We start from the raw sequence: 15,626 nt of genomic DNA on the forward strand, positions 1-15,626 counted from the left end.
CACACTAAAAACGAATGAACATGAAAAGATTGTACGCTTTAACAACATTACTATGCGCTTTTGCCATTACTAGTATGGCACAAACTAACACACCAGCAAGTGATTCCACAAAAAAAAGTTCGAATAACGATACCATCCGCATTGGCAATATCTTAATTATTAAAAAAGGTAAAATTGGTAAAACAGACTCCGCAGGTGTAATTATTACTACCAAAAAGAAAAACAGTAAAGTAAGTACCAACTATGGTATTGTTGATTTTGGTTTCAGCAACTTTAATGATAATACCAGTTACGGTAATACAGGTGGGTATACGGTAAACAAACCAGGTAGTCCTGCTTTTTCAGAAGCTGATTTGAAATTAAAAGGTGGTAAAAGCATCAACATCAATATTTGGTTTTTTATGCAAAAAGTAGCATTAGTAAAACAAAATATTAATTTAAAATACGGTTTAGGCTTGGAGTTGAATAACTATCGTTTCCGCTCACCAATTAGCTTTAAAGAAAATGGCACCATCCCTTACAGTGGTGGCTTACAAACCAATGCACCATTTGTTTTTAGAGATTCTATTAGCTTCTCAAAAAATAAATTAGCACTCGATTATTTAACAGTACCTGTAATGCTCAATTTTGCAACCAATAAAAAACCAGGTAAAAAACAATTCAGCACCAGCTTCGGTATTAGTGCTGGCTACCTTTACAGCCAACGCAACAAACAAATTAGCGACGAAAGAGGTAAAGAAAAAAATAAAGGTGATTATGATGTAGAGCGTTTTAAAATTAGCTACATCGGCGAAATTGGGTTAGGTGGTGTTCGTTTATATGGCGCCTATACACCAAAATCAATTTTTGAAAGAGGATTAGATGTTAAAACCTTTAATGTAGGTATACGTTTGAGCAACTGGTAATCCCAATTTTATTTTAAAATAATAGCTGTTTCATTAAATGGATTATCCATTTATTTGAAACAGCTTTTTTGTTTATTGCAATTGGCAATTTTATAACAATTATGTATGTTACATTTTATTACATTCATGGTCTAATTTTTGATAAACAAGTCAAACCAATCATTTCCTCCATCCAAGGAAAAAACCAAATAAAATGAACAGCAGAATTTTTTTACTGAGCTTTTCCTTTATAACATTAACGGCACTTACAGCCTTTGCCCCTGCTGATCATAATTTTAGGAGTTACAAAAAACGACCTGCCAAAAAAGCTTATCGGTTAACAAAAAAAACGAACCCATACTACATAGTTATTTCAAAAAAAGATTATGAATTAAATGTATACGATGAAGAAGGATGGTATGCTACTTACCCAATTGTATTTGGTAGTAAAGATTTGAGTGATAAAATGAGGGAAGGCGACAGGCGAACACCTAATGGTTCATTTAAAATTGTACTCAAAAAAATTCATAACAAATGGGGGCCCGAGCTTTTGCTTGATTACCCCAACGATGAAAGTTACCGACGTTTTAAAGAGCGAAAAGAAAAAGGCCTTATACCTGCTACTGCTAAAATTGGCGATGGTATTGCCATACATGCCACAAGACCAGAAGAAGAGTGGACCGTAGATAATTTTTATAACTGGACTGATGGATGCATTTCATTAAAATACACAGAAATGAAAGATTTGTATAGCTACATTACCGTAGGTACCAACGTTACCATTAACCCTTAGCTTGGTTTAAATAAATAAGATTAGCATCGCCATAACTTAAAAACCGAAATTCATTTTTTAAAGCATATTCGTACAATAACTTCCAATCATCGCCAATAGCAGCAGCTACTAACAACAATAAAGTTGATTTTGGTTGATGAAAATTAGTTACCAACATGTTTGCTATTTTAAATTGGTAACCCGGTGCAATTAAAATTTGAGTTTTAGTAAATAAGTGCTTTTGTTGGTGTGCTTGCATCCAATTTACTAATGCTTGTAAACTTTCTTTTGCACTGATCGTAACATCTTTCAAAGGCGGTTCATATACATCCCATTGGTAAATGGTGGGCATTGATGAGGGTTGCTCTACAATTATTTTAACACCTAGCCAATACAACGATTCAATAGTTCTGAGCGATGTAGTGCCCACTGCTACTATATTACCAAGTTGCTGTATTATTTGTTGTATTGCAGGTATTGTAACATCAATATACTCAGCATGCATTTCGTGTGCCGCCATGGTTGCGGCTTTTACAGGCTTAAAAGTACCTGCACCCACATGCAAGGTTACAAATGCTTTGGCACAACCTTTTGCAGATAGCTTTTCAAAAACTGCTTCAGAAAAATGTAAACCAGCTGTTGGAGCAGCAACAGAACCGCTGTTTTCAGCAAAAATGGTTTGATACCTTTCGGTATCCGCATCAGCGGTTTGTCTTTTTATATACGGTGGTAATGGCACTGTGCCAGCAGCTTCAATAATTGTGGCAAAACTCACTTCATTGGGCGTCCATGAAAACGAAATAATGAAGGCCTCCGTAATTTTTTCAATTTTGGTAGCTGATAACACCACTGTTTTTCCATCAATTTCCATTGTTTTCTGCAGCACTTCATCTTTCCATTTTGCAGCGCCACCTACCAAACATTTCCATTGCACCGTTTGGTTACTAGCCATTACCATTGCATAATCTGTAAAAGTACCAACAGGCTCTAAACAAAATACTTCAATAACAGCACCGGTTGGTTTTACAAATTTTATACGTGCATTAATAACTTTAGTGTTGTTAAAAATTAGCAAGGCATCATCAGGTAAGTACTGATCAATTGCTGCAAAAGTAGCACTACTTATTTGTTGATTTTTATATACCAATAATTGCGATGCATCTCTTTCTTTTAAAGGGTGTAAAGCAATTTGTGTTTCTGGCAAATTGTAGTCAAAATCGTTGATACTAAGTTGTTGTGGGTGCATTATTTTAAAAAAGCTGATACCTCCGCTATCCATTTATCATGTTCATTTTTACAAAGTGATTCGTGGGCACTATTTTGGTACTCCACCCACTTTTTAGCGGTAGTAATTTGATCAAAAATTTGTTGTGTTTCTGCAACAGTAACTCGAGGGTCGTTGGTGCCATGTTGCAATAATACAGGGCATTGTATGGCAGCGGCATAGCGATATGGTTGTAAACCAAAAGCCCAAAAGCCATGTATTGTACCACCCCAAAAAGTGAGCAAAGTGCCAATAGGTTGCGTTGGTACATGCATTATTTTTAAACGCCCAGTTACAGCATCAGGTAATGATGCAAATGGCATTTCTAAAATTACTCTTTGAGGCTGTAATTGATAATCATTTATGGCTTTAGTTATGGTAGCAGCGCCTAATGAAATACCCCATAATACAATATTTTTTTCACCACTTTTTTGCAGATACTCGTATGCCAACGCAACATCTTCCGCTTCATAAAAACCAATGGTACAGGTATTGCCTTGGCTATTACCATGTGCCCTAAAATCGAGCAGGAGTGTATTATAACCCATTTGCTGAAACGCAGTGGCTTCTAATACATTTTTAGCTTTGTTACCGCCATGTCCATGAAACAATGCAACGGTTCCTTTTGCTTGCGGTACCACTTTGTACCAAGCTTCTAAACGCAAACTATCTTTGGTATAGAGATTAATAATTTTATAGCTGCTATCAGGTGGTAGGTTAGGCTGTTTGGCTGCGGTAAAACCGAATAATAATTCCTTTGTTTTATCCCAACCGGTTTTTTCATTATTAGGTTTAATGTTTACTTCGCCAGCTTCATAATAGTGGGTAAACTTGTAGGCATGAAAAAGGGTGATGATGTTGAGTAGTAAAAATAAAACCGCTGCTGTTTTTGCAATTGATTTTATTACTGAAACCCATGAAAATTTTTTGTTGTTTAACATCATCTCAAAGATAATAAACAACTCATTGATGCGGATTTAATTTGAGTAAAACAATTTTATATAGGCTACCTTTACAACGTTATATTACAATTTCATATTTACAACTTCCAATACACTTTGTCACCATCCACACTAGAGGTAATGCAATTTTTGGGTTCAAAAATGGATACCATCATTGCTGATTTTTTAAAAAACCCTGATACAAATTGGCAGCCTAGTGAACTATTGCCACAAAGTAACAACGAAAGTTTTTTGGCTGAAGTAAAGGAACTGCAAGAACAATGCAAGGCCTTGCCTTACGATTATTTAGCGGTGTTGGTGGGTGATGTTATTACCGAAGAAGCACTACCCACTTACGAAAGTTGGTTAATGGAGGTAGAAGGTATTACCAATGCTGAGCCACAAGGTTGGAGCCGTTGGGTGCGTATGTGGACCGCCGAAGAAAACAGGCATGGCGATTTGCTCAACAAATACTTGTACCTCTCAGGCCGAGTGAATATGAAGCAACTTGAAATTAGTACGCAACATTTAATTGCTGATGGTATGGAAATAGGCACAGCTAAAGATCCTTACAAAAACTTTGTATACACATCTTTTCAAGAGTTGGCTACCAATATATCACACAGGCGTACAGCTAGTATGGCCAAGCAATATGGCAATGCACACTTATCTAAAATATGCGGCATTATTGCTGCCGATGAAATGCGCCATGCTAAAGCCTACAAAAGTTTTGTAAGTCAAATTTTTGAGGTTGACCCCAATGGTATGTTACTAGCTTTTGAAGATATGATGCGTAAAAAAATTGTGATGCCTGCTCACTTTTTACGCCAACAAGGTGAAAAAATTGGCGCTGCATATAGCCATTTTAGCGATGCTGCACAACGTTTGGGTGTGTATACGGCTTTAGATTATACTGATATTTTAGAATCGCTCATTAAAGAATGGAAAATTGCCTCTATCAATAACCTGAACAGTGCTGCTGAAAAAGGTAGAGATTATATAATGAAGTTACCAGAACGACTCAAACGTATTGCCGAACGTGGTTTAAAACCTGCTTTAGAATATCAATTTAATTGGATTAATGTTTAATAAAAAAAGACCAACATATTGTGTTGGTCTTTTTTTATTATCGCTTCAATTCTTTAATTTGAACTAATTTCTTCTAGCCACAACAATAGTGTTTTTAAATTTTTTGGTTTTACCTTGTAAATTAAATACCTCTGTGTAAATAATATAAATACCCACTGGTAGTACTTGGTTTTTTTCACCCAATCCATCCCAACGATATGATCCCTTTAAACCATTCAACGCATTGCGCTGCAAATAACGAACGGGCCTGCCAGCGGCATCAAAAATGGTGATATTGGCTACATAGCCTGGCTCAGGAAAACTATATTGTATGGTAGCAAAATCATCAAAACCATCATTATCCGGACTCACAATAGCAGGTGTAATAGTAATATCACCTTTTACCTCCGCATCAATTTTATATTGCGAATTTTTATATGTTGGTGTACCATAACCTACACTTGATGCTGCACTGTGAAAATTAGCTTGCACACTTGCTGCGTTAGGGTCAATACGTTCTAACGAAACACCTTCGGTATTACTTATTAATGCAAAATGCCATTTATCTGAATACGCTACTTCATCTACAATCAACCCTTGTTCATTCAATAAAATAACATTGCTTTTATCATCATTAAAAGACGGTGTACTTATTTGAATAAAAGCTGTAGGATTGTTCGCAACAAATTGTTGTTTTACAATAGTTGGGTCGCTAGTAACCACTATGTATTCATCAGGAAACAACAAATAATCTTCTGTACTAAACTGTGTAATGCTTGCAATGATGCCTGATGTATTTCTATTAGCGATATAGGCATTTTTTAAATTCAGTATTTTTTTGCTGCGGTTATAAAACTCTACATAATCAACCCCAGTTGGTGTTGGGTTAAATAAAATTTCGTTCACCACCATATCAGTACTATCCATACGTACAGGGAAACCAACTTTTGCAGTATTGTTTACACCAATAGCATTACCGCTACAATCAGTTACCGCTGTGGCTGTTACAGTATAAACAGTATTTGCTGCTAACGCAGTGCTGAATGTTAGTTGCACTCTGTCAAAAGCAATTGAAAGTGGCGTTGCAGTAGTGGGTACTCCAATACCATTGCTGATAGTATAACTTGCAGCAACAGCAGCTTTTGTGCTATCTAATGGTTCATCAAAAACCAACACAATGTTATTTGCATTGGGTGCATAAGCCCTTACTAATTTAGGGTTAGCATTGTCTGGGTTCACTGCATCGGCTGAATTAATTGTGCCGGGTGTACCTCCTCGGGCATCTGTACTTGCCTTCCAGTTATTAATACCTGTACATGGGTTTTTGGTGTCAATCATTTCTAACGTCCAACCGCCATCTTTTTTTAATTCGTTTTTATACCAAGCATCAGTATAACCTACTGAGTGCACTATTAAACCTTGTGGCGCTTTTACATAAATACGATCCGCATCGTTATTTAATGATGGAAAACTCGTTACTGCTATAGTTGGTCCGTATACACTCATTGCAGCCACTGCACTACCCGTACAAACAATAACAAAACCACCAGGTGGTAAAATATAGTTGGGCATCGCACCACTTTCGCCAGTTGATTTACCTAAACGCCAGTTTTGCAAATTAATAGGAAATGTAGTGTTGTTGCGTAACTCAAGCCACTCATTGGTTGGCAAACTCACTACGGGTGTAGGGTCAGCCATAATTTCATCAATCACTACATCGTATTGTAGTGGTACAAAATATAAAAAGGTTCGGGTGCCATTGTTCAATATATTGCCAGCAACATCAGCCACGCCGTTTATAGTTAAAGTTAGGTTGGTACGTATAGGCAAGTTGTTAGCAAATGTAAGATGCACCAATGCGGTATTCACCGCATCTCTTACAGCAGTGGTGGGTGTACCTACTGCATTACTTACTATGTAATTACTAGCTAATTGAGCGGTAGTAACATCTACAGGTTCATTAAACAACACATCAACAGTGTTTGCTGTTAAAGCGGTAACAGTTGTAATACTTGGAGGTGTAACATCTGGCACAAATGTTTGAACTTGTATATCGTCAAAAAAATGGCGCTGAAAAAAACTTGCAGTGCTTTGTCTAATTAAAATACCAAAAAAAGCACTTGTATTGTAGGTGTTATCAGTAACCGTACCTTCTGTAACATAGCTATTACCAGTGCCAGTTAAGTCACGACTCAACGTCCATAAATTAGCACTATTTCTCACTACCCTAATTTTCATCACATTATTGCTGGTATTTAGCACCGCATCTACACCATCAATAATTTTAGTAACAACACCTGTTGCATCTTTTTTATACAAACAAATTTCATCTAAAGTATTGCCTATGCGTACAAAATAGCCTGTGGTGCTGTTTAAGGTAAGGTCGCTGGCAGATGCTGTTAAAAACACATCTACAAAATTGGCGCCTGATGGGTTAAATGTGAGGTTACAATAAAAATCCCATTGGGCTGTTGCTGCTAACGTACTAGCCGTACTTAAATAATAGCCGCTATTAACTACTGTATTATTGCTTTGTAATTGAAAAGCGGCATTCACAGTAAAATCAGCCGTACCGCCTACCCATGTTGGATTGGCGGTAAAATTTCCATCAGCAAAATTATCTATAAGCTGTGCTTTACTGGCAAAAAATGTAGTGGTAATAAAGTAGGAAGCTAGTACAATTTTTTTCATATACTGTTAGTTAATGAATACCTGCAAACAATATTTAGTTGATGAACGTTTGCATAATATTGATATTTAAAGATACTATTTTAAATAATGTTGTTTGAAGCATATAGTTTAATAAATGATGATGTTTAGGTGTATTTGTTTTAAAGCATATTTTTTAAAATACATTGGCAGTTTATTATTTTCTTTGCATAAAAAAATAAATCATGAAAGTTGCAGTGGTGGGTGCTACTGGTTTGGTAGGCACAAAAATGTTACAAGTGTTGGCAGAAAGAAATTTTCCTGTTACAGAATTAATTCCTGTAGCATCAGAAAAGTCAGTAGGTAAGCAAATAAAATTTAATAATAAACAGTATACCATTGTAAGCATGCAAGATGCTATTGCTGCCAAACCTGCACTAGCCTTATTTTCAGCTGGCGGCAATACCTCATTGGAGTGGGCACCTCAATTTGCAGCAGCAGGTATTACTGTGGTTGATAATAGCAGTGCTTGGCGTATGGATGCTACTAAAAAATTAGTAGTGCCAGAAGTAAATGCTGCAGTATTAACGGCTGATGATAAAATTATTGCCAACCCCAATTGTTCCACCATACAAATGGTAGTGGTTTTACAACCATTACACTTACAATATAAAATAAAAAGAGTGGTAGTGAGTACTTACCAAAGTGTCACAGGTACTGGCGTTAAAGCAGTGGAACAATTAATGAACGAACGTAAAGGTGTTACTGGCGAAATGGCTTATAAGCACCCTATTGATTTGAACGCTATACCGCATATTGATGTGTTTTTAGAAAATGGTTACACCAAAGAAGAAATGAAAATGGTGAAAGAAACCACTAAAATAATGGGAGATGATGCTATTAAAGTTACGGCCACTTGTGTGCGTATACCAACTGTTGGTGGCCACAGTGAAAGCGTAAATATTGAATTTGAAAATGATTTTGATTTACAAGAAGTAATAAACATTTTGAGCAAAGCACCTGGGGTTGTGGTACAAAACGACTTAGATAACTTTATATACCCTATGCCATTAACAGCGCATGATAAAGATGATACTTTTGTGGGTCGTATTCGTAGAGATGAAACCCAACCTAATACGCTTAATTGTTGGATTGTAAGCGATAACCTACGTAAAGGTGCTGCAACCAATGCCGTACAAATTGCAGAAGCTTTATTAGCAAAGGGATTATTGTAAACGATTTTTTAATTTTATAAGAAAGGCTATCATTTAACGATAGCCTTTCCTTTTTTAAAAGTTTTTCAACAATTACCCTATCGTCCACGTTTCTTTTCCTCTTAATAATTTATCTAAATCACCAGGGCCTGTTTTTGCAAAAGCTTCATCAATTTGCATAGCCATCACATCTTCATAACAAGCTCTTTCGGTTTGGTAAAAAACACCGAAAGGACGAGGTAAATGTCCTTGCAAACTAGGGTCATCAAACATCCTAATTAAAATTTGTGCTTTGTAAAAATCATGCTCATCGTGTATCCACAAATCATCTGTGCTTGCCCCTTCCTCTAAATGAACAATTACGGGTTTAAAACCATCTAACTTAATACCTTTATTTTGGTTAGCTCCAAATACCAATGGCTTGCCTTGTTCTAAAAAAATGGCTTCTTCTGGTTTGCTGTTTTTTTCTGTAAAAATTTCAAAGGCACCATCATTAAAAATATTACAGTTTTGGTAAATCTCTAAAAACGAAGCGCCTTTGTGTGCAGCGGAACGTAACAACATGGCTTGTAAATGCTTCGGATCTCTATCCATCGTACGAGCAATAAAGCTAGCATCTGCTCCCATAGCCAACGCTAAGGGGTTAAATGGATGATCAATGCTGCCCATAGGCGTACTCTTGGTAATTTTATGTTCTTCTGATGTTGGCGAATATTGCCCTTTTGTTAAACCATAAATTTGGTTGTTGAACAATAAAATATTCACATCAAAATTTCTTCTTAATAAATGAATGGTGTGGTTACCACCAATGCTCAACGCATCACCATCGCCTGTTACAATCCAAACAGATAACGCTGGCCTAGCCGCTTTCAAACCACTTGCTACCGCCGTTGCCCTACCATGTATGCTGTGCATGCCATAGGTATTCATATAGTATGGAAAACGACTGCTACAACCAATACCACTCACAATTACAATATCTTCTTTTGGGATACCCAACGTAGGCATCACTTTTTGTACTTGTGCTAAAATAGAATAGTCGCCGCAACCCGGGCACCAACGTACTTCTTGGTCTGTTGCAAAATCTTTTGCCGTTAAAGTGGGCGTATGTGGAGTGATGGTGTCTGTCATGTTTTATATTAATGCAGCAAATTTACTAAAAATAGGAGGTTTAGCAACATCCTAAAAAGGTAATAAGGGTATTTTATGTTTCTTTTTACGGAAATATTGGGCAAATAAAAAGCCGTAGTGTTTAACTACGGCTATGGCTTTTTAAAGCCAAAAATCATTAGATACGAACGCTTCAATTAGAATTTGCTAACCGAAGGCGTCCATGATTTACTATTAGACATTTATACCTCCTTTTTCTTTGGTGAAGTATAAATTTAAAATAAATGCTTCACAAAACAAAGAAACTATCGAAAATTATCGTCTATTAATTTTTGCCAATAATTTTAAAATTTCCATGTACAACCAAATAATGGTAACCAATAAACCAAAAGCCCCGTACCACTCCATATATTTAGGAGCACCTAACTCACTACCCTTTTCAATCATATCAAAATCTAAAATTAAATTAAGGGCTGCAACTGCAGTTACAATTAATGAAAAACCAATACCCATTGCTGAACCTTCGTGTAAAAAAGGCATATCAACGCCAAACATACGTACCACCATTACTATGAGGTAAAACACACCAATACCAACTGTTGCAGCAATTATGATTGATTTAAACTTTTCGGTTGCTTTAATAATTCTAAAGCTAAAAAGTAAGTACATCGCCACTGCTACTGCTAAGGTTAAACCAATAGCATTGAACACAATATTGGGTGCCTTTTCAGCAAAAGCTGCATTAAACATCGCTGAAATAGCTCCTAAAAATAAACCTTGCATTAAGGCATATACTGGAGCTAAATAGGGCGACCACTCTTGCTTAAATATAATAACTATTGCAGCAATAATGCCGCCTATTAAGCCCGTTAGCAACATGCCTTGTATAGCACCGCCTTCTGCAAACTGTTTCCATGAGTAAAATGATGTACCCAATACTAATAATAATAAAAATCCAAATTTTTGTAATGAGCCCTTTACCGTCATGGTTGTGGCTTCATCTACATGCAATACATCTGGTATTACGGTACTGCTAAACTTTTTTTCTGATAATGCTGGGTTGCCCGATTCAAAAAGTGCCATTCTATTTAAATTTTATTGTTTTAAATGTTGTAATAAAGGTACAACCATTTATGAATTTAATATATAATTTGAGGGTTAGCAATCATATTTAACAGTTTCAAAAACATGGTAATCAATATCCATATTGGGGATGATGTTGCAGTATTGATATATACTAATCTAAATATGAGCCGTTGCTTTGTAACACATAATAAAAAACAGGGCATTTCCTTACCTTTGCAGTATGGAAAATTTACGTGCACTTGTAGCAAAATACAAAGCTGATATTGCTGCTGAGCAACCCACAACCCCTGATGCTATTGAAGCTTTTCGTATCAAATACCTTGGTACAAAAGGACTTTTAAAGACCATTATGGGTGAAATGAAAAACGTAGCGCCAGAAAACAAAAAAGAGGCTGGCCAGTTGTTGAACGACTTTAAAGTGTTTACCGAAAACACTTTTGCAAGTTTTACTGAAGCAGCAGGTACACAAACTAACGCAACAGCAGTTGGTATTGATTTAACGCTACCGGGCACTCCTGCACCTTTAGGTACAAGACACCCTATTAGCATTGTACGTAATAAAATCATAAGCATTTTTAATAAATTGGGGTTTGCGGTTGCAGAAGGACCAGAAATTGAAGATGATTTCCATAATTTTTCTGCCTTAAACTTACCAGAAAACCACCCTGCAAGAGATATGCAGGATACCTTTTATATTAGCCAAAACCCTGATTGGTTATTGCGTACACACACTAGTAGCGTACAAATAAGGGAAATGCAAAAAGGAACTTTGCCGTTGCGTATCATTTGTCCGGGTAGGGTTTTTAGAAACGAAACCATTAGTGCAAGGGCTCATTGCTTTTTTAACCAAGTAGAGGGTTTATATATTGCAGAAAATGTATCGTTTGCTGATTTAAAACAAACCTTATACTTTTTTGTAACTGAAATGTTTGGGGCAGATGTTAAGGTGCGTTTTAGACCATCGTACTTTCCGTTCACTGAACCTAGTGCCGAAATGGATATTAGTTGCCTTATTTGCCACGGTAAAGGTTGCAATGTTTGCAAAAAAACGGGTTGGGTAGAAATTTTAGGTTGTGGTATGGTGCACCCTAAAGTACTTGAAAACTGTGGTATTGATAGCAACAAATACACTGGCTTTGCATTTGGTATGGGTATAGAACGTATTACCATGTTGAATTATCAAATAAAAGACCTCCGCTTATTTAGTGAAAACGATGTACGTTTTTTAAAGCAATTTGAATCTGCTTAAAACAACATCTTCATTAAAAATAAATTTTTGCCATGCTTTGGCATTAAAATTGAAAATATAGCCTGTAATTAACAGGCTTTTTTATTGCCTAAAAACAGATATTATGAAGAAATTATTTTTTTTAGCAAGTGTAGTAACCATGAGTTTGGTGTTATTTTCTTGCTCAAGTTCAAAAGAAGCTAGAACCTACAAAAAAACGGTAGATGGTAGCTGGCAGTTACAAACTATTACCACAGAAGGTATTACTGGCAAAGTAAAAGCGCAAATTTTAGAAGAAGCTGACTTTAATTGCTTTGTTGGAAGCCAATGGAAATTCAACCAATACAATAGCCTTGGTTCGTACGAAATCAGTAAAAATGGGGGCGAATGTGTAGCTGTTAAACGCAATATTCGTTGGTCAATTTATGAAGAAAGTGGTATGCCTAAAATGCTACAATATAAAAGAGTTGATGATAAGTATAAAGATATTGATGCAGAAAAAGCTGGTTTTAGATTTACCATTATTTCGTTAGACAATAATACCATGCAGTTAAAAAGCAACATTACTTTTGAAGGTAAACCAGCTGCATTTATTTACAATTTTGTAAGAAGTTAATTCCGTTAAAACCCATAATAAGCAGCCTCCAATGAGCTTCTTAACTAAAAATTAAATTTAAAAAAAGATGAAAAATATTATATCAAAAAGTGTATTGGCTATTGCAAGCATCATCATTATTGCTGCAAGTTGCGATGCTACAAGAAGAACAAGTAACCAAAATAAAGGCGCAGCTATTGGTGCTGTAGGCGGTGCCGTAATTGGTGGTATACTTGGTAACAATGTTGGCAATAAAAATAACACCGCATTAGGCGCCATATTAGGTGCAGCCGTTGGTGGTGTAGCTGGTGGTATTATTGGTAATAAAATGGATAAGCAAGCTGAAAAAATTAAAACAGAAATACCAGGTGCTAAAGTAGAAAGAGTAGGTGAAGGTATTAATGTTACGTTTGATGAAAATAATCCCGATGGCTCAAAAGCTGGGGTATATTTTGCCACTGGCAAATACAACATTACCCCAAATTCGCAACTAGCCATTGATAAGTTAGAAAAAATATTTACTGAATACCCAGAAACTAACATTTTAGTAGAAGGACATACTGATAATGTAGGTACCGATGCTAGCAATATGCTTTTATCGCAACGCAGGGCCGAAGCAGTTGGTGCTGCTTTAAAAGCAGGTGGTTTGGCGAATAATCGTTTAACCGTAAAATGGTATGGCGAATCGCAACCAAAAGCAGATAATGCAACGGCTGAGGGTAAGGCTTTAAACAGAAGAGTAGAATTTTCAATAACCGCCAACGAAAAAATGAAAGCAGATGCTAAAGCTGAAGCTGAAAAACAATAGTTAGTTTGGTTTTAAGTGTGACTGCTGTGTTTTAAACTGTTTTTTTGTTTTTACAAAATAAAACAGCAAAAGGCACAGCAGTTTTTTATTTTTGTAACATGATACAAAAAATTGGGGTAGCAGGTGCAGGTACCATGGGCAGTGGTATTGCTTTAAATGCAGCACAAAGCGGTTTTAAAGTAATTTTATTTGATACGCAAACAACAGGTATTGAAAATGCTCAAAAAATGATTGCAAAAAATGTAGCATTTTTAGAAAGCAAAGTAAAAATTACTGCTCAGCAAGCTGCTATCATTCATCAAAATATACAATACACTACTAATATTAATGACTGCATTGCCGATGTAATTATTGAAGCTATTGTTGAAAACATGGAGGTAAAAACCAATTTATACCAACAGTTAGCTGCCATTAACAGTAATGAAACTATATTAGCAAGTAATACATCTTCATTATCAATATCTTCTTTACAAAAAAACATAGCCACACCTCAAAGAGTTGTTGGTATGCACTTTTTTAACCCAGCACATGTAATGAAGTTGGTAGAAGTGGTAGCAGGTGAACAGACTGATAAAACTGTGGTAACAACCATCTACAATCTTTGCATACAATTAGGTAAACAACCCGTTATATGTAATGATGCGCCTGGGTTTATTGTAAACAGGGTTGCCCGTCATTTTTATTTAGAAGCCATGCATATGGCCAGCACCACACCCGTAAGCATTGCAGATATTGATGCACTGATGGAAAATATAGGTTTTAAAATGGGCCCTTTTAAATTGATGGATTTAATTGGTATGGATATTAATTACGCCGTTTCACAATCTGTTTACCATGCGTTTAACGATAACCCACGTTTTATGCCATCGCCAATGCAAGCCGCCAAAGTAGCTGCTGGCGAATTAGGCCGCAAAACAGGTAAAGGCTTTTACGATTATAGTTTAAACACTCCTTCATGATTTTAGTAACTGGCGCAGCAGGTTTATTAGGTACTACACTGGTTGAGCAATTATTGGCTAAAGGCTATACAGTAAAAGCAATGTACCACCATAAACCCATCAACATTAACCACCCTCAATTAATAAAAATACAGGCTGATTTGTTAGATGTATATGCCTTAGCTGATGCCATGCAGGGTGTTATACAAGTATATCATTGTGCAGCATTGGTATCATTTAATCCTAAAGATGCTGCTGCTTTATTCAGCATTAACGTTGAAGGTACCGCCAATGTGGTAAACGCTTGTTTAGATGCTGGCATACAAAAATTAGTACATGTAAGTTCTGTTGCAGCATTGGGTAGAATAAGGCCGGGAGAAATGATCACCGAAAAAATGGATTGGACCCCATCAACCAGCAATAGCAAATACGGACAAAGTAAATATTTAGGTGAGCTTGAAGTATGGAGAGGCGTTGCCGAAGGTTTACAAGCTGCAGTAGTAAACCCTGCAATAATACTAGGCGCCGGCGATTGGAATGATAGCTCTACTAAAATATTTAAATCAGTGTACGATGAATTTCCTTGGTATACAGAAGGCGTTACTGGTTTTGTAGCTGCAACTGATGTTGCAAAAGCAATGATACTATTAATGGAAAGCAACATTAGCGGTGAAAAGTTTATTTTGAGTGCCGCAAATGAAACCTACAAACATGTTTTTGAAACCATTGCAACGGCCTTTGGTAAAAAAGCGCCTTCAAAAAAAGTAACCCCATTTATAGCTGCTTTAGCCTGGCGTTTTGAAGCGTTAAAAAGCAGGCTTACGGGTACATCGCCCCTGCTCACAAAAGAAACTACCCTTACTGCACTTACTAAAGTGTATTACGATAACAGTAAATTACTTTCATATTTACCATCGTTTCAATACACAGCATTAAACAATACTATTGTTGAAGCTTGTAATAAATTATTAGCCACAAAAGCATAAGTAACTTTAAATTTTTGTAGCTGCAACAACATCTTAACAACTAATTTTTTATTTTCACTACTCATACATTTACATCACTGCTC

Annotated in this window: 14 protein-coding genes; 9 read left to right on the top strand and 5 right to left on the bottom strand. The window is 36.2% G+C overall.

The features are described from left to right. Positions 1-20 precede the first annotated feature (20 nt). Both ACFOWM_RS07950 and ACFOWM_RS07955 read left to right on the top strand, forming a co-directional pair. The gene (locus ACFOWM_RS07950) at positions 21-905 is read left to right on the top strand and encodes an outer membrane beta-barrel protein (RefSeq protein WP_379708609.1); all 885 of its coding nucleotides are present in this window, start codon (positions 21-23) and stop codon (positions 903-905) included. 193 nt (positions 906-1,098) lie between these two features. Then, positions 1,099-1,677 carry a L,D-transpeptidase family protein gene (locus ACFOWM_RS07955; protein ID WP_379708611.1) on the top strand — a complete coding sequence of 193 codons (579 nt, stop codon included), beginning with the start codon at positions 1,099-1,101 and terminating at the stop codon, positions 1,675-1,677. Here the strand turns inward: ACFOWM_RS07955 and ACFOWM_RS07960 are convergent. Further along, on the bottom strand, positions 1,667-2,935 hold the full coding sequence (locus tag ACFOWM_RS07960) for an S-adenosylmethionine:tRNA ribosyltransferase-isomerase (RefSeq protein ID WP_379708614.1): 1,269 nt from the start codon (positions 2,933-2,935) through the stop codon (positions 1,667-1,669). The two genes, ACFOWM_RS07955 and ACFOWM_RS07960, sit on opposite strands and share 11 nt — an antisense overlap. Next, positions 2,902-3,864, bottom strand: a complete 963-nt coding sequence (locus tag ACFOWM_RS07965; RefSeq protein ID WP_379708616.1) for an alpha/beta hydrolase — start codon at positions 3,862-3,864, stop codon at positions 2,902-2,904. The genes ACFOWM_RS07960 and ACFOWM_RS07965 overlap by 34 nt, the downstream gene beginning before the upstream one ends. A 138-nt stretch (positions 3,865-4,002) precedes the next feature. Here ACFOWM_RS07965 and ACFOWM_RS07970 point away from each other — a divergent pair, with 138 nt between their 5' ends. Beyond that, complete coding sequence (locus tag ACFOWM_RS07970) at positions 4,003-4,950, top strand: acyl-ACP desaturase (RefSeq protein WP_379708618.1); 948 nt, start codon at positions 4,003-4,005, stop codon at positions 4,948-4,950. A gap of 63 nt (positions 4,951-5,013) precedes the next feature. On the opposite strand, the gene ACFOWM_RS07975 is transcribed toward ACFOWM_RS07970, so the two are convergent. Next, positions 5,014-7,620 (bottom strand): lamin tail domain-containing protein, encoded by a 2,607-nt coding sequence (locus ACFOWM_RS07975; RefSeq protein WP_379708620.1) that lies wholly within the window; start codon positions 7,618-7,620, stop codon positions 5,014-5,016. A 203-nt stretch (positions 7,621-7,823) separates the two neighbouring features. Here ACFOWM_RS07975 and ACFOWM_RS07980 point away from each other — a divergent pair, with 203 nt between their 5' ends. Next, positions 7,824-8,813 (top strand): aspartate-semialdehyde dehydrogenase, encoded by a 990-nt coding sequence (locus tag ACFOWM_RS07980; RefSeq protein ID WP_379708622.1) that lies wholly within the window; start codon positions 7,824-7,826, stop codon positions 8,811-8,813. Between the two features lie 72 nt (positions 8,814-8,885). Here the strand turns inward: ACFOWM_RS07980 and ACFOWM_RS07985 are convergent, their stop codons facing one another. Both ACFOWM_RS07985 and ACFOWM_RS07990 read right to left on the bottom strand, forming a co-directional pair. Further along, a complete protein-coding gene (locus tag ACFOWM_RS07985; RefSeq protein WP_379708624.1) occupies positions 8,886-9,923 on the bottom strand; it encodes a 2-oxoacid:ferredoxin oxidoreductase subunit beta in 1,038 nt (345 codons plus the stop codon). A 294-nt stretch (positions 9,924-10,217) separates the two neighbouring features. Then, entirely contained in the window at positions 10,218-10,985 is a 768-nt protein-coding gene (locus tag ACFOWM_RS07990) for a Bax inhibitor-1/YccA family protein (protein WP_379708626.1), read from the bottom strand. Positions 10,986-11,208: 223 nt separating this feature from the next. On the opposite strand from ACFOWM_RS07990, the gene pheS reads away from it, so the two are divergent. The 5 genes from pheS (at position 11,209) to ACFOWM_RS08015 (ending at position 15,543) form a co-directional block, all read left to right on the top strand. Continuing rightward, positions 11,209-12,237 carry a phenylalanine--tRNA ligase subunit alpha gene (gene pheS / locus ACFOWM_RS07995; RefSeq protein WP_379708628.1) on the top strand — a complete coding sequence of 343 codons (1,029 nt, stop codon included), beginning with the start codon at positions 11,209-11,211 and terminating at the stop codon, positions 12,235-12,237. A 103-nt stretch (positions 12,238-12,340) separates the two neighbouring features. Continuing rightward, positions 12,341-12,832, top strand: coding sequence for a lipocalin family protein (locus ACFOWM_RS08000; RefSeq protein ID WP_379708630.1), 492 nt, complete (start codon positions 12,341-12,343; stop codon positions 12,830-12,832). Between the two features lie 67 nt (positions 12,833-12,899). Continuing rightward, positions 12,900-13,619 (top strand): OmpA family protein, encoded by a 720-nt coding sequence (locus tag ACFOWM_RS08005; protein ID WP_379708633.1) that lies wholly within the window; start codon positions 12,900-12,902, stop codon positions 13,617-13,619. A 98-nt stretch (positions 13,620-13,717) separates the two neighbouring features. Next, positions 13,718-14,578, top strand: coding sequence for a 3-hydroxyacyl-CoA dehydrogenase family protein (locus ACFOWM_RS08010; protein WP_379708636.1), 861 nt, complete (start codon positions 13,718-13,720; stop codon positions 14,576-14,578). Further along, positions 14,575-15,543 carry an NAD-dependent epimerase/dehydratase family protein gene (locus ACFOWM_RS08015; protein WP_379708638.1) on the top strand — a complete coding sequence of 323 codons (969 nt, stop codon included), beginning with the start codon at positions 14,575-14,577 and terminating at the stop codon, positions 15,541-15,543. Before ACFOWM_RS08010 ends, ACFOWM_RS08015 begins: the two co-directional genes overlap by 4 nt. The last annotated feature ends 83 nt before the right edge of the window (positions 15,544-15,626 follow it).

The sequence above is a fragment of the Ferruginibacter yonginensis genome (genome assembly GCF_042651465.1).
In the GTDB taxonomy this organism is placed as follows: domain Bacteria; phylum Bacteroidota; class Bacteroidia; order Chitinophagales; family Chitinophagaceae; genus Ferruginibacter; species Ferruginibacter yonginensis.

What these genes read in the sequence shown, in the direction of transcription:
- ACFOWM_RS07950 (WP_379708609.1), top strand. Translation starts at nt 21, where the DNA reads ATGAAAAGATTGTACGCTTTAACAACATTACTATGCGCTTTTGCCATT.
- ACFOWM_RS07955 (WP_379708611.1), top strand. Translation starts at nt 1,099, where the DNA reads ATGAACAGCAGAATTTTTTTACTGAGCTTTTCCTTTATAACATTAACG.
- ACFOWM_RS07960 (WP_379708614.1), bottom strand. Translation starts at nt 2,935, where the DNA reads ATGGATAGCGGAGGTATCAGCTTTTTTAAAATAATGCACCCACAACAA.
- ACFOWM_RS07965 (WP_379708616.1), bottom strand. Translation starts at nt 3,864, where the DNA reads ATGATGTTAAACAACAAAAAATTTTCATGGGTTTCAGTAATAAAATCA.
- ACFOWM_RS07970 (WP_379708618.1), top strand. Translation starts at nt 4,003, where the DNA reads ATGCAATTTTTGGGTTCAAAAATGGATACCATCATTGCTGATTTTTTA.
- ACFOWM_RS07975 (WP_379708620.1), bottom strand. Translation starts at nt 7,620, where the DNA reads ATGAAAAAAATTGTACTAGCTTCCTACTTTATTACCACTACATTTTTT.
- ACFOWM_RS07980 (WP_379708622.1), top strand. Translation starts at nt 7,824, where the DNA reads ATGAAAGTTGCAGTGGTGGGTGCTACTGGTTTGGTAGGCACAAAAATG.
- ACFOWM_RS07985 (WP_379708624.1), bottom strand. Translation starts at nt 9,923, where the DNA reads ATGACAGACACCATCACTCCACATACGCCCACTTTAACGGCAAAAGAT.
- ACFOWM_RS07990 (WP_379708626.1), bottom strand. Translation starts at nt 10,985, where the DNA reads ATGGCACTTTTTGAATCGGGCAACCCAGCATTATCAGAAAAAAAGTTT.
- pheS (WP_379708628.1), top strand. Translation starts at nt 11,209, where the DNA reads ATGGAAAATTTACGTGCACTTGTAGCAAAATACAAAGCTGATATTGCT.
- ACFOWM_RS08000 (WP_379708630.1), top strand. Translation starts at nt 12,341, where the DNA reads ATGAAGAAATTATTTTTTTTAGCAAGTGTAGTAACCATGAGTTTGGTG.
- ACFOWM_RS08005 (WP_379708633.1), top strand. Translation starts at nt 12,900, where the DNA reads ATGAAAAATATTATATCAAAAAGTGTATTGGCTATTGCAAGCATCATC.
- ACFOWM_RS08010 (WP_379708636.1), top strand. Translation starts at nt 13,718, where the DNA reads ATGATACAAAAAATTGGGGTAGCAGGTGCAGGTACCATGGGCAGTGGT.
- ACFOWM_RS08015 (WP_379708638.1), top strand. Translation starts at nt 14,575, where the DNA reads ATGATTTTAGTAACTGGCGCAGCAGGTTTATTAGGTACTACACTGGTT.